This window comes from Fusicatenibacter faecihominis (assembly GCF_020686945.1).
GTDB lineage: Bacteria > Bacillota > Clostridia > Lachnospirales > Lachnospiraceae > Limivivens > Limivivens faecihominis.
In genome coordinates, this window is record NZ_JAJEPR010000031.1 from 23,704 (window position 1) to 37,385 (window position 13,682).

The 13,682-nt window shown below is 45.8% G+C and carries 13 protein-coding genes; 4 read left to right on the top strand and 9 right to left on the bottom strand.

Annotated features, from left to right (window positions below):
* Positions 1–4: 4 nt before the first annotated feature.
* The gene (locus tag LKD71_RS13980; protein ID WP_227615926.1) at positions 5–1,858 is read right to left on the bottom strand and encodes a dihydrodipicolinate synthase family protein; all 1,854 of its coding nucleotides are present in this window, start codon (positions 1,856–1,858) and stop codon (positions 5–7) included.
* Positions 1,859–1,872: 14 nt separating this feature from the next.
* Between LKD71_RS13980 and LKD71_RS13985 the strand changes: the two genes are divergently transcribed.
* On the top strand, positions 1,873–2,514 hold the full coding sequence (locus LKD71_RS13985; RefSeq protein WP_227615927.1) for a response regulator transcription factor: 642 nt from the start codon (positions 1,873–1,875) through the stop codon (positions 2,512–2,514).
* Positions 2,515–2,585: 71 nt separating this feature from the next.
* The gene (gene aroD, locus LKD71_RS13990) at positions 2,586–3,347 is read left to right on the top strand and encodes a type I 3-dehydroquinate dehydratase (RefSeq protein WP_227615928.1); all 762 of its coding nucleotides are present in this window, start codon (positions 2,586–2,588) and stop codon (positions 3,345–3,347) included.
* Between the two features lie 126 nt (positions 3,348–3,473).
* On the opposite strand, the gene LKD71_RS13995 is transcribed toward aroD, so the two are convergent.
* From LKD71_RS13995 to LKD71_RS14010, 4 genes are all read right to left on the bottom strand, one after another.
* A complete protein-coding gene (locus tag LKD71_RS13995) occupies positions 3,474–4,262 on the bottom strand; it encodes a shikimate kinase (protein ID WP_227615929.1) in 789 nt (262 codons plus the stop codon).
* Positions 4,263–4,283: 21 nt separating this feature from the next.
* Positions 4,284–4,826, bottom strand: a complete 543-nt coding sequence (locus LKD71_RS14000) for a hypothetical protein (protein ID WP_227615930.1) — start codon at positions 4,824–4,826, stop codon at positions 4,284–4,286.
* Positions 4,827–4,919: 93 nt separating this feature from the next.
* Complete coding sequence (locus LKD71_RS14005; protein WP_227615931.1) at positions 4,920–5,474, bottom strand: SGNH/GDSL hydrolase family protein; 555 nt, start codon at positions 5,472–5,474, stop codon at positions 4,920–4,922.
* 177 nt (positions 5,475–5,651) lie between these two features.
* On the bottom strand, positions 5,652–6,584 hold the full coding sequence (locus tag LKD71_RS14010) for an AraC family transcriptional regulator (protein ID WP_158571268.1): 933 nt from the start codon (positions 6,582–6,584) through the stop codon (positions 5,652–5,654).
* A 187-nt stretch (positions 6,585–6,771) separates the two neighbouring features.
* Between LKD71_RS14010 and LKD71_RS14015 the strand changes: the two genes are divergently transcribed.
* The gene (locus tag LKD71_RS14015; RefSeq protein ID WP_227615932.1) at positions 6,772–8,121 is read left to right on the top strand and encodes an MATE family efflux transporter; all 1,350 of its coding nucleotides are present in this window, start codon (positions 6,772–6,774) and stop codon (positions 8,119–8,121) included.
* Positions 8,122–8,324: 203 nt separating this feature from the next.
* Here LKD71_RS14015 and LKD71_RS14020 read toward each other — a convergent pair whose 3' ends face one another.
* The 4 genes from LKD71_RS14020 to LKD71_RS14035 form a co-directional block, all read right to left on the bottom strand.
* A complete protein-coding gene (locus tag LKD71_RS14020) occupies positions 8,325–9,449 on the bottom strand; it encodes a DUF362 domain-containing protein (protein WP_117766482.1) in 1,125 nt (374 codons plus the stop codon).
* 307 nt (positions 9,450–9,756) lie between these two features.
* A complete protein-coding gene (locus LKD71_RS18390; protein WP_331466478.1) occupies positions 9,757–9,921 on the bottom strand; it encodes a hypothetical protein in 165 nt (54 codons plus the stop codon).
* A gap of 96 nt (positions 9,922–10,017) precedes the next feature.
* Positions 10,018–11,169: a YibE/F family protein gene (locus tag LKD71_RS14030; protein WP_227615933.1), complete on the bottom strand. Its 1,152-nt coding sequence runs from the start codon at positions 11,167–11,169 to the stop codon at positions 10,018–10,020.
* Positions 11,170–12,705 carry an alkaline phosphatase gene (locus tag LKD71_RS14035; RefSeq protein WP_227615934.1) on the bottom strand — a complete coding sequence of 512 codons (1,536 nt, stop codon included), beginning with the start codon at positions 12,703–12,705 and terminating at the stop codon, positions 11,170–11,172.
* A 336-nt stretch (positions 12,706–13,041) separates the two neighbouring features.
* Here LKD71_RS14035 and LKD71_RS14040 point away from each other — a divergent pair.
* On the top strand, positions 13,042–13,682 hold a 641-nt coding region (locus LKD71_RS14040; RefSeq protein WP_227615937.1), incomplete at its 3' end, for a YitT family protein.

Genomic DNA, 13,682 nt, shown 5'->3' on the forward strand with positions numbered 1-13,682 from the left:
TCCTTTAAACTTTCAGCTCGATTTCTGCTTCCTTACAGATTTCCTCAATTTCTTTCATTGTATCTGCTGTCTCTTTCTTCAGCAGATCCTGCTGAGGTGCTCTCATTCCTCCTACCGGCAATCCCCTGAGCGCAAGAGCCTGCTTAAACCAGGACATATTTGCCCCACAGTGCAGCAGATTACAAAGCTTAATACATACCTTCTGCCATTTCTGCATGGCAGGAATATCCTTATGCTTCCAGGCCTCATATACAGCAACAAAAGGCTCTGGGAAAACACCTGCCACACCGGACACTGTACCGTCACAGCCCATCAACAACAGTTCTGCAAACATTTTATCACACCCGTGAAGCACTGAAAAGTTCGGAATTTCAAGGTATTCCAAGGTTCTCATCATGTCCGGATAACTATATTTAATTCCAATAACATTTTCGCAATTTTCTGTAATCTGCTCTGCTGTTGTTTTTTTCAGATCATTACCGGAACACTGTGGGATATTGTATAGATAAATTGGAAATTCTGCAGGAACCAGAGAAGAAATTTTCTCATAATAAGCTGTCATCTCTTTATCTGTTACTCCAAGGAACATTGGCGTTACCACGCCAACACCGTCTGCCCCTGCCCCTGCCGCCTGTCCTACCAGACCGCAGGACGCAATGTAATGAATTTTTCTGCAGGCAGGCTTTCCAGTAACAAGAATATGCTCCAACCCTTTGGGAATCATCGTTGCCAGTGGCACATACCAGCCATCCGCATTCTGACCACTCATGGGATGACCCAGAATTTTTACGATCCAGTCCTCTCGTTCCGTCTTTCCTTCTTTGATTTCCTCAGGTGTAATATCATACTCCGTAAATCCGGAAGGTTCCCAAGTCTGATGATATGCTTTTGATACGTTGGCATAAGTATCCAGAAGCTGTGCTTTTTCAAATCCAGGAATATAACGGGTAAAAAATTTATGTACCAGCCATTGCTGCTGTCTTACCGTATTAATCGCTTTCGCATATTCCTTTGGGTCAGCCACATTAGTATTATGCAAAGTATCATCAATAACCCAGTAGGCTCCCACACCGTCTTTTTCATAAAAGAACATCAGTACATCACACATTCTCTCAATCAGCTTATAACGGGGATCATCTTTTACTGCCTGCTGCAAAGCCTTTGTAAATCCATGGATAGCAAGCGGAGCTCCTGCTTTTACCAGCTGTTCCATTTCCTCCGGATCCGGGGTTTTTCCTACCATGGGTCGCAAAAACCATTTATCGTCCGGGTTTTTACGGATATAATCGATGACTTTTTCAATATCAATTTCTCCGACTCTTGGCAATGTTCCCACATACGCCTTTGGCCAACTGAATTTTTTTCCTGCCAGAGCACAGACAGAAGCCCCCTGAGTAGTATCCACAATCCGTTTTGCAAATACGGCAAATTTATCAAATTCTCCCTGCAGGATTACATCATCCATATGATCAGCATAAACTTTATGGATATTTTCTCTTGTCCAAGACTCTTCGCTAGTGGTCTTGAAAGCTGCATCATAATTGGAATACCAGGACATATCCAGGAACATGTCACCGATACCAATTTCAGAACCTGCCTCATAGGTAGGATCGCCGGTTCTGGATTTGTATTCTTCTATAATGCTGTCTAAAAACTGCGGTTTTCCATCTACCATTTCCCAATGAACACCTTCTACACCATAGTTCATCAGATATCCGCCTTCTTCACTGTACAGCCAGTCTACAAATTTCATAACAATTTCTTTGTTTTCTGTGTCCGTATTGATTCCCCACACATTGTAGTAGTTATTGGGATGACCATAATTTACAGTCTCACCTTCGTCATTTGCAAGGAACATAATCGGCTCCAGTTTTGCATCCGGATCTGTCTCGCGCAGAGTCTTGTTCAGAGTATCCAGGAATACCGGGTTATCATAGTAGAAAAGATATTTTCCTGTTCCCAGTCCAGATTTCCAGTCATCCGCAGAGACAATCAGATACTAAACAAGCTATCACCTACAGAGTTTCCAACTATCTTCTCAAGCCCTGCAATGAGAACCAGATTATAGAAGCTGTAAAAAAAGCTTCTGTGGAGATACGAAAGAGAAAAAAGATAAAAGAACTTATACCGGATACTGCTCTTACGGATGTTCCCCGTTACCAATACAAAGATTATATCAATCAGACTTTAGATTACATTGATACACATTTTTCTGATCCGGAATTGTCTTTGAAAAAAATCGCCTCCGATGTTCTGTTTATGAATGTTGATTACTTAAGCCGTGAATTTTTACGACAGACTGGACAAAAATTTACGGACTACCTCACCAAACTGCGTATCACAAAAGCAAAAGCCCTTTTGAAAAATGCTTCCTACGAAAAAATTTATGTAGTTGCAGAGCAAGTAGGCTTTTCCAATAACCCTCAGTATTTTGTTCAGCTTTTTAAAGCAGCTACTGGGCAAACACCAAAAGCCTGGGCAAAAATGCAACAAGCCTCGGAAAAAGAAACATAATTGCCTCTCTTTTTCAAATGTGATATGCTTTACTCAAAACTTTGATATTTCAGAAAGTGAGGTTTTCCTCTATGAAAACAATTCAAATAAGAAACATCACCATCGGCGAGGGCCGTCCAAAGATCTGCGTTCCTGTCGTGGGACAGACGGAAGAAGACATCCTCCGGGAGGCTGCCGGATTTGCTTCTCTTCCTGTCGATGTTGTGGAATGGCGGGCTGACTGGTTTCAGGATGTTTTTGATACCGAAAAAGTCCTGCACACGGCAAAAGCTCTACGTTCTGCTCTCGGTGAGCTTCCGCTTCTTTTTACCTTCCGCACCGCAAAGGAAGGCGGCGAAAAAGAAATTTCCGCTGAAGCTTACAGAAAATTGAATCTCGCGCTGGCAGCCAGTGGTTTCGTGGATCTCATCGATGTGGAACTCTTCTCCGGAGACGAGCTGGTAAAAGAACTCATCCGGGAGGCACACAGCCATGGAGTAAAAGTCATTGCTTCCAATCATGACTTCCACAAAACGCCCTCTAAAGAAGAACTCATCCATCGTCTGCGTCTGATGCAGGATTTTGATGCCGACCTCCCGAAAATTGCCGTCATGCCAACCTGCCGCCAGGACGTTCTCACGCTCCTGAGTGCCACTCTGGAAATGGCAGAAACCTACGCAGACCGCCCGATCATTACTATGTCCATGTCCGGAACCGGTGTGATCAGCCGCCTTACCGGAGAATTTTTCGGTTCTGCTCTGACCTTCGGAGCCGCCGCAAAAGCCTCTGCTCCCGGTCAGATCCCTGTATCTGAACTGGAAACTGTTCTCTCTGTGATCCATAAGAGCTGCTGAGCAACTCGGACCCTGAAAAAGTCCTATGTTTCACGTGAAACATAGGACTCTCTTTTTGTGAAACGCCGCACAATATTTCACATGAAACATGCTTACCACGTTGTCAAACCGTTTTCTCTGAAACCTCTATCTTCTTTCGGACCAGGCGATCACCTTTCTCACCAGTTCTTCACAGATTTCTTTTTTATTTTTTCCATCTGTCTCAATGATGATGTCTGCCGCCGCTTCATATTTTTCACGACGTTTCTCCATAAGTTCTGCGATAAATTCTATGCTCTTATTTTTCTCCAACAAAGGCCTGTCATGATCGTCCTTCGTTCTTTGAAGAATGGTTTCCGGACAAGCTGTCAGCAGGACGGTACAGCCGCTTTTCTTCATCTCTGCCACATTGCAATCCCTCATAGCTACTCCACCGCCACAGGAAACCACGACTCTGGAACAGGATCCCACCTCCTTGAGAAGTTTTGTTTCCAGCTCCCGGAAATAAGCCTCGCCATGAACCTCAAAGATATCTGAAATACTCATGCCTTCCCGCTTTGCAATGATCTGATCCATCTCTATTACTTCCATGGATAATTCCCGATTCAAAAAATCTGCCACTGTGGATTTTCCACAGCCCATGAAACCAATAAGAAAAATATTCTGATCCAGCAGCTTTTCCGCCTGAATCTTCTTTGCCCCTTTATAAATGCTGAAAAACACATCTTCCACTTCCTGTTTATGCGGCTTTCCCACTGTCTCACTTTTCAGCCATTTCTGAATTCCCATCTCCTGCTCTCTCTGAAAAAACGGAAGGCCATGCTCTTTCTTATATAAAGTGATCTCTTCTATCCCCTTGTTTCTCTCAAGAAGTGCCTCCAGAATTGTAGCATCACACTGACGGATCTTACTTTTTAATCTATCCAGTTCGTTCATGTTTTTTTCCTCTCTAATGTATCAAAGTTCCCTGGAATACCTTTCAAACAGCTCCAGATATCTTTTTTCTACCACCTCAAAGGGAAGTACTTCATAAGAAAAGTGCGTTTTCATGATTGGAGGTGCTTCTTCAGAGACTCCTCTCAGAAGGATTTTCAGATCATAATAGAGCATATCGTCATCGATTTCTTTGACTTTTTTCTCCTCTTCTTCGTCCAGTCTGCTTCCCAGATATTTTGTGTATACAATATCCAATAAAGTCTTTTCATGGGAAATATAGTCGGAAAGATGCTGTTTAAAAGGCCTTGGCACGTCTGACATATAGGCCTCACTGGCATCATGGAGCAGACAGGCAAGTGCGATCCTGCTTCCATATCCTCTTGCTTCCGCTTCTAATGCACAATGTATACAATGCTGTCCTACCGAAAAAAATGTCTTTACATGACCATTTCCACGACAGATCAGCGAAAGAGCATGTGCCACGTCTGTGATCTCAATTTTATCTGCTTCCGGGTCCAGTGGAAAGAAATGTATCCCTCCGTATGTTGTGATCCAGTCTGCCAATTCTCTTCTCCCTTCCTGAAAAACATATTTTCGTACGGGAAGCTGTTTTCCCTAACCTTCCCGTACGAAATCATGTCCTTTTATCCTGCCATTCTACTTCAGATCTTCTTCGATGCTCTTCCAGATATAATCTGCAGCAAAGGCAGAACCTTCCGCTGATGCATGCGCTCCATCTTCATAATACATCTCTGTCTCTGGATGGGCCTCACGGTAAGACCACCAGTTTTCACCCACAGGTGCCAGAAGAGCGCCGATCTCTTCCGCAATCTGTTTGTTGGCCGCCGTCATACGGGGCTGAACTTCTTGTTCCTCTTTCCTCGCCCAGGTCATGTAGATCACCGGTTTACTTTTGGCTTCCCGGATCCATTGATTTAACGTACGGACCGCTCCGAAAAACTTTTCTTCCGGACCGAAGGGATGGGAAAATTCCTGAAGCACGACATAATCATAATGTCCGTACAGAATGTTAAAACGGACATCCGGTTCCTGTACATGCTGTTCCAGATACCAGCCGCCATGAGCAATCATCGTCACTTCACAGTCAAAACCTGCTTTTCTGGCTTTTTCTGCCACCATAGCCGGCATATCATTAAAATAGGTATGGCTGTTTCCAATAAATAAAATTCTAAGTGTTCTTTTCTCTTCCATCTGTCTTACCTCTCTTTCCTGACAACTCCCGCCCGGCAGGCACAGGCGGCATCAGATCTTTTTCTCCAACGGATATCTGCAGATCGCTCTGCTGCAAAGCAGCTCACACAATCCCATAAATGTCAATATCTGTATCAATAACCACAAGAGCCGAATCGCAATTTTTCAAAACGCGCTCTATAATAAACACTCGGCAAAGTCCTTTTTCTGTTTCTGCTGCTTCAAAGAATTGTATTCTCCGGGATTGCACCCGAACTGTTTCCGAAAAGCGCCGGCAAAACGGCTGGCATTGCTGAAGCCTACCATATCTGCGATCTGGGTCATCGGATACCGACCGCTCTGAACCAGGGAAAAGCTCTGATTCACGCGATATTCTTCCAGATATTTCGTGATGGTTTTCCCTGTCATTTTCCGAAACAGACGGCAGCAAACCTCTCTGGAAAGATGAACCTGATCTGCCAGCTCTTTCAACGATACCACAGATTCGGAATGTGCATGAAGATAATCCAGCATCTGTTCCAGCCTCTCCAGTTCTCTCTGGCTGGCCGGAACCACATTTCGAAACTCCGTGTCATGTGCGGAAAAAATCAGGCCAAAGGCTTCGCAGAGCAGTCCCTTGATCCTCAGTTCATAACAGAAGGGTTTCTCTTCAAAAAGTGTATCCACTTGGTTCAGCTTTTTCAAGGCTTCCCGGCTCCACTCCTCTTTTCCTGTAAGCAGGATACAGGGAAGGGCAGAATTTTGCAGAAAAGGCCGGAAACAGTTGCGTTCCACATCACTTCCCAGATCTCCATAAAGAAAATCCGGTCGCACAAGGATCGTTGTATACAAAGTACGGCTGTCATCTGTGGAATCACAGCTATGAGGGACATTTCTGTTCAGAAGGAGACCTTCTCCCGGATGCACCTCATAATTTTTCTGATAGACCTGGTATCTGGCCTTTCCCAGACGGGGCAGACTGATCTCAAGCTCATTATGCCAGTGGATCGGGACATTTTTTCCCTCAAACATCCAGAGATCATCGTGATTTACTGTCATGGGAAAGGTCTCTGAGCCATGTGCACAGAGTTCCCGCTTTGTATCATCTACCAGTATTTTTTTCTTTATCATCTGCAGTTCTCCCATCGTTTGTAGAATTGCCGAACTGTCCTGCCGCGGATCACTTTGCAGCCATCCGCTTTGGTGAAAAAAAGCCGTTCGTACCTGCACGATATGGCTTCTGACCACCGAAATCCGCTGCAAAACAGCTTACTTTATTATAACTTCCATGTACGGAATATACAAGAAGGAGGTTCTTATGTCCCGCTCAAAAAAAGAAATGGATCTGACAGTCGGAGATCCGTTCCGCTCCCTGCTGAAATTTGCGATCCCTGTGATCCTTGGAAATCTGTTTCAGCTTTTCTACACCCTGGCCGATACCATGATCGTAGGAAAAACACTCGGAGCCCAGTCCCTGGCAGCCGTAGGCTCCACCAGTATCATCATCTATTTTGTGTTCTGTTTTATCAACGGTTTTACCGGTGGCTTCGGCATCTGTCTGGGCCAACGCTGCGGTGCCAAAGATGAAGCCGGCATGAGAAAAAGCGTAGCCGTCTCCACGCTCTTAAGCATTGCATTTACAGTCTTCCTCACTCTGATCTGTTGCCTTCTGGCTCATCAGATCCTGATCTGGATGCAGATCCCCTCCGATATCTCAGGAGAAGCTTATGACTACATGTTCATCGTCCTTCTCGGCACGGGTGCAACGGTCTTTTACAACCTGATCTCCAACATGCTCCGGGCTCTGGGAGACAGTAAAACGCCTTTATATTTTCTGGTCTTCTCTTCCATCCTGAATATTTTTCTGGATCTGCTTTTTATTGTCCCCTTTCGTATGGGTGTCGGCGGAGCTGCCTGGGCTACCATCCTTTCCCAGTTTCTCTCTGCCATTTTAAGCCTTGTGGTAGGACTGAAAAACTTTCCGGTCCTTCATCTTCACCGGGAGGATTTCCATGATCTGAAAGCAAGTGCTGTTCTTCACCTGAAGACCGGCTTTTCCATGGGCTTTCAGATGTCCGTCATGTGCATCGGTCAGCTGGCCATGCAGGCCGTGGTAAATGGTCTCGGAACTGCCGCTGTGGCCGGTTATACCGCTGCCTCCAAAGCGGACCAGCTCTCCGTACTGGTAAATAACGCCATGATGACGGCCATTTCCAACTATGTGGCCCAGAACTTCGGAGCCGGAAAGAAGGACCGGATTCAGCAGGGCGTGCGCGCCTGTCTCATCCAGACAGAAGCCTTTAATCTCGTCATGTGTATCGGAATCCTTCTGCTGCGCCATCCGATCGTGCAAATGTTTCTTTCTGATCCGACAGCAGAGATCTATCATTATTCCGACGCCTACCTGACCATTGTTGCACCCTTCTATTTCCTGCTGGGTCTTCTGGCTGTCTACCGCACCTCCATCCAGAGCATGCAGAACGGCCGGGCTCCCTTCGCAGCCTGTATGATCGAGCTTGTCATGCGTATCTTTGCCACCATCGGTCTTTCCGGCCTTATCGGTTATACTTCGGTCTGCATTGCCAGTCCTCTGGCCTGGTTCGGTGCCTGTGCCCTTCTGATCCCGGTCTACTACCGGATGATGAGGAGCCCCTTACTCTTCCAGTAATATAGCTCCTCACAATCCCCTGCTTACTGCATTTTTTGGCGGAAGCAGGGGATTATTTTTTCTGTAATAAAAAGAGAAAGCTAGTGTGATATATAAAATCTCACGGGCTTTCTCTTTTTGATCCTCTTACAGCAAAAAATTTTGGCTCCCTATTGATACCTGTGAACTGCTTCCTTACAAAGCAATTCACACACTTCTACCTCTTATTTGATCCTTTTCAGTTCATACTGTCTGGTTCCCAGACCAATCTTTTCTGCCTGATCCAGGGTCGCCTTCCATTCGATGTTTGGATTGGAATCCTTGAAATGGTCGTGATGACAGTGCCAGTCCGGCTCCGCCAGATGCTCACCCAGCTGACTGTCTGCGATCGGTGTCGCCTTCAGGCAGGCATCCGCACAGGCCTGATCCAGAGCAACCGGATCAAAGCTTGCAAACATTCCGATATCCGGAAGGATCGGTGCGTCATTTTCCCCATGGCAGTCACAGTTGGGGCTGATGTCCTGCACAAGGGAAATATGAAAGCAGGGACGGCCATGACAGACTGCCTGGGCATATTCTGCCATCTTCCGATCCAGAAGCTCATTTGCGCTGCTGTTGGGGTTATATACGGCGTCAAAGCTGCAGGCTCCGATACAGCGGCCGCAGCCTTTACATTTATCATAATCAATGACTGCTTTTTTATCCACATAGGTGATCGCATCGCTTCCGCATTCTTTGGCACAGCGACGGCAGCCCCGGCAGAGCTCTGTATGGATGGCCGGTTTTCCGCTGGCATGCTGCTGCATCTTTCCTGCACGGCTTCCGCATCCCATACCAATGTTCTTCAGGGCACCGCCGAATCCGGTGGCTTCATGGCCTTTAAAATGGGTCAGACTGATAAAAATATCCGCATCCATAATGGCATGACCGATATATGCTGTCTTGCAGTACTCTCCGTTGACGACCGGAACTTCTACTTCATCGGTTCCTCTTAAGCCATCGCCAATGATGATCTGACAGCCTGTGGAAATGGTGTTGAAACCATTGATATTTGCACAGTCCAGATGCTCCAGTGCATTCTTTCTGCTTCCCGGATACAGCGTGTTGCAGTCCGTCAGGAACGGCATTCCGCCCTGCTCTTTACAAAGATCTGCCACTGCTTTTGCATAGTTCGGACGAAGAAATGCCAGGTTGCCAAGCTCACCAAAATGCATCTTTATCGCAACGAACTTTCCATCCATATCGATATCCTTAATGCCTGCTGCAACACAAAGTTTTTTCAGTTTGTCCAGCTGGCTCGTACCCACCGGACAACGGAAATCGGTAAAGTAAACCATTGATTTTTCCATATTCTGTTTCCTCCTTATCTTGTATGTTCCGGGTCATACATTTTGAAAAATGTTTCCGGACAATCATCTTATTTTATAGGAAAGGATAACAGATTTTTTAAGGCAGTGCAATCTTCCTTTTTCATTTTTTACCGCATAAACCATTGTTGTCTGCGCTCTGTCCGCTTTTTACAGAACTTTTCTTCCATTTACTGTCAGCTTGAACGCAGATCGCGAAGCGACTGCGTTCATGAGCAAGTAGCGAAGCGGATTGCGAATGTCCGCTTTACTGTCGTCCCAAGAATCTCTGCTGATTTTATGCAAAGCATCATACGGCCAAGAAAAATCTCAAAATAATCATACATGGAGCAGATACTTTGATACTTTCATCGATCTGAAGATTCAATGCAATCATGGAACGGTCTTTTTCTATTTTCAGCTTTGATTCGGTAACTGCATAGTTGACCCGGTCATGGATATCAAACGCTGCCATTTCCTTCTGGCGGACTCTGCTTTTGTTCCTTCTTTCTTTTGTAGTATTTCCGGCATCCCGTTCGCCTTGCTGATGTTTCACGTGAAACATCAGTCATCAGGACTGCAAAGATGCGGTATTGTTACGTTTTTTCTTTTTTGTGAGCAGCAACGCACTGGTGAGTGCAGTAAACGGTGCAACCGTCACAAGACCAAAGCTTCCAACGATCGTGTCCAGTAATTCTGCTGCTACATATTTGTAGTTCAGGATATTGTCTATCGGTGTTCCCTGTGCCATGAATGTCATCAAAAGCGCTATATAACCTCCAGAATAAGCCAGCAGGAGCGTCGTTGTCATCGTTCCCATCGCTGCCCTTCCGACGTTCATCCCGGATTGTGCCGCTTCCTTCCAGCCAATGTCCGGTTTCTTTCCGATCACTTCATTTACTGCAGAAGTAATGTCTACCGAGAGATCCATCATGGCGCCTGAGGCTCCGATAAAGATTCCGCTCATATAAATCTGCGAAAGATTCAGACTCTGATATCCGGCATAGAGAAGGCTTTCCGAGTATGCCATAACGGCACCATGGATTTTAAATGCATCCGTGAAAATGCAGCCCATAACACAGCTTACCAGTACTCCAAGAAGTGCACCGGATGATGCTGCAAGTGTTTTTCTGTCAAATCCATAGACCAGAAAAATGATCAGAAGTGTCAGAAATGCGGTCAGCACGATTCCCCACCAGATCGGATTTGCACCTTTCAGATAGGCAGGTGTCAGGATCTTCCAGATTGCCAGAATGGTAATCATAAAAGAATACACTGCCCGCAAACCGGTTCTTCCGGCAAAGCCGATCAGAAGTAAAACAAAAATTCCTGCAAGCAGAAGTTCTTTGTCCAGGCGATAGTGATCACTCATCATAACGGAAAGAATTTCTCCGTTGCTATAACTGATCACTACCTGTGCAATGTCTCCTTCCTGGAAAATTTTATCCGCTTCCAGTGAACCGCTCAGCATATTTACGGCTTTTGTTTCCTCTCCTTTAAACTTTCCTCCGAGGATTTTTACCTTGCAGTACTGCTCTCCGGACTGGATCAGACCATTATTGATCACAGAACTCTCATCTGTGGAAAGAACCTTTGCTCTCACTCTGTCTGTTCCCTTATAAATAGCAGCATCCTCATAGCCCGTAGGAAGGGCCATGAGGATAACAATCAGTAAAATCGCTATGAGGGAAACAGAACCTTTTCTAATCCTGTCTCTTGTCATTTATTCTACTCCTGTAAGTGCCGCCATCTTGTTATAAATATCTGTGTTATCGTAGTAACCGACAAACTCATCCTGACCTGCTCCCATGGCAAATACTTCTACCGGAAGTCCTGTATGTGCATAGGAGGAGAAATTGATACCGGACTTATTGTTCAGGATATGTGTGATCGTTACGGTCAGCGGTTCGTAGCTTCCATACAGCAGATATTCTTCCTGGCCAAATTCCTCTTCTTCACCGGTTCTGCTCATGGTTTCTTCATAAGCAGCCTGAAGCTTCTGATACTCATAATCGGTCATCACAAGGCTTCCTTTATCGTCCGTTCCTTCCGGATGCACATCCTTGCTGTCTGCCTGGTTGGAGCTTTCTGTGGCTCCGTCCGGCGCCTGAAGTCCGAACAGCTCTGTAATGTCAGCCATTACGGTGTCAAAATCCGTCTTGTTCTCCTTGTATGCTGCCACATAATCGGAATCAAATTTTGCATAGGAGATTTTCTGGTTGCTGATGTTGGTAAGGAAGGTGTCATAATCCGTTCCTGCGAAGCCAATGGTAAGACCACCGGTCTCATGGTCTCCCGTTACAAGGATCAGGGTTTCATCCGGATGTTCCTTGTAGAACTCCACTGCTTTTCCGACTGCATCATCCATGGCCACGGTATCTGTGATCGTTGCTGCGGCATCATTTGCATGGCAGGCCCAGTCGATCTTTCCGCCCTCAACCATCATGAAGAAGCCGGTCTCATTGTCCAGCACCTCAATTCCTTTTTCAACATAGTCAGAAACTCCCCATTCGCCTTCTTCGCGGTCCATGTCATAGCTCATTGCATCGCTGTCCGCAAGCGTTTCATCGATAACGATTGCCTTTCCATCCTCTGCGGTCAGGCTCTCTGCCTCTGCCTGGGTTTTGATCACTTTATACCCTGCTTCTTCTGCCAGCTGATACAGATCCGTTTTATCCCCATCTGCTCCGGTTGTCTTCTTCAGACCGCCGCCTGCAAAATAATCGAAATCACTTTCAATCAATTCCTCACCGATTTCATAATAACTATTTCTGGATGCCTGATGTGCATAGAAAGCTGCCGGTGTTGCATGGTTTAAGTTTACAGAGGAAAGGATTCCCACTTTATAGCCAAGCTGTTTTTTCAGTTTTTCTGCGATGGTCTCATAGGAGGTCTCCATCTTCTCATCCATATTGATGGTTCCGCTGTAGGTCTTATGACCTGTGGAAATGGAAGTTGCTGTGGAAGCAGAATCCGGACAGAAGGATGTGCTGTCATAGGTCTGTGCAGATCCGGCTACCGGGAATTTCATCATATTCAGCTTGCTTTCGCTGTTGAGGATCTCATCTCCGTCATCTGCGATCGCATTCAGATAATAGTTGGTTGTCTGCACCTGCGGATAACTCATTCCATCACCGATGAACAGGAAAATATATTTCGGAGTCTTTGTTCCTTCTTCTGCTGCCATTCCATGAACAGGTACTGTACAGACTGCCATTGCTGCTGCCAATAATAATGCACCGACTTTTTTTGCTTTCATAATAATCTCCTTTACACAACTCGTTGTAACTGCAAAATGAATCTCTTTCACTTCTTTTCTTGACGATGCCTATTATAGGGGGGCTCTGTAAAATCTCCATTTGTCCAAAGTTAAATCTATATAAGATTTCTGCCTGTTTTTGATATAGAAACTTTACATAGGGGGATTCTTCCCTCTGTCCATATGTTATACTTTGCTACAAACGGATCTTCTCAATCCGCTTCGCTACCTGCCCGTAACCAACTCTACCTTGCAGCAGCCGTCATACCGGCACGCTGCCCTCACCTGAATAAAGGAGTGCAAAACCCCAAGAATTTTCGTGTTGTAAATCTACTGATGCTTACCGTTGCAGGAATCGTAAACGCCTTTGGGATCACGATTTTCCTGACCCCGGTCAAATTGTATGACAGCGGTATTTCAGGAACCTCCATGTTGCTGGAACAGATCACGCCATCGTATTTGTCCCTGTCTTTTTTCCTTTTATTACTGAATATCCCTCTGTTTCTGTTCGGTCTGAAAAAACTGGGCAGGCTTTTTACTGCCTATGCGATCTATACGGTGGCGGTCTACTCCCTTTTTGCATGGCTGATCACGGATGTCTTTCCCATTGATGTCAGTATTGCCTCTCCTCTTGCCGGCACGGATCTGCTGCTCTGCGCGCTGTTTGGCGGCGTGATATCCGGTATTGGCAGTGGTCTTGCGATCCGTTTCGGCGGTGCGATGGACGGCATTGAAGTCATGGCAGTGATTTTCTCCAAACGCCTCGGTATTACAGTCGGAACCTTTGTCATGATCTATAATATGATGCCAGGGTCAAAAGGTCAAAAAGCCGTTCATGCTTGCATGATAAGGCTTTTGAACTTGGGACCCGCCAAACATGAGGTGCAGAACATCCAGTGGATGTTCGTTTTGCACCGACCGAAGCGGAGCGTAGACAGCAGCGATTTACGCAGTAAATCAGCGGATTTCGAATGTTT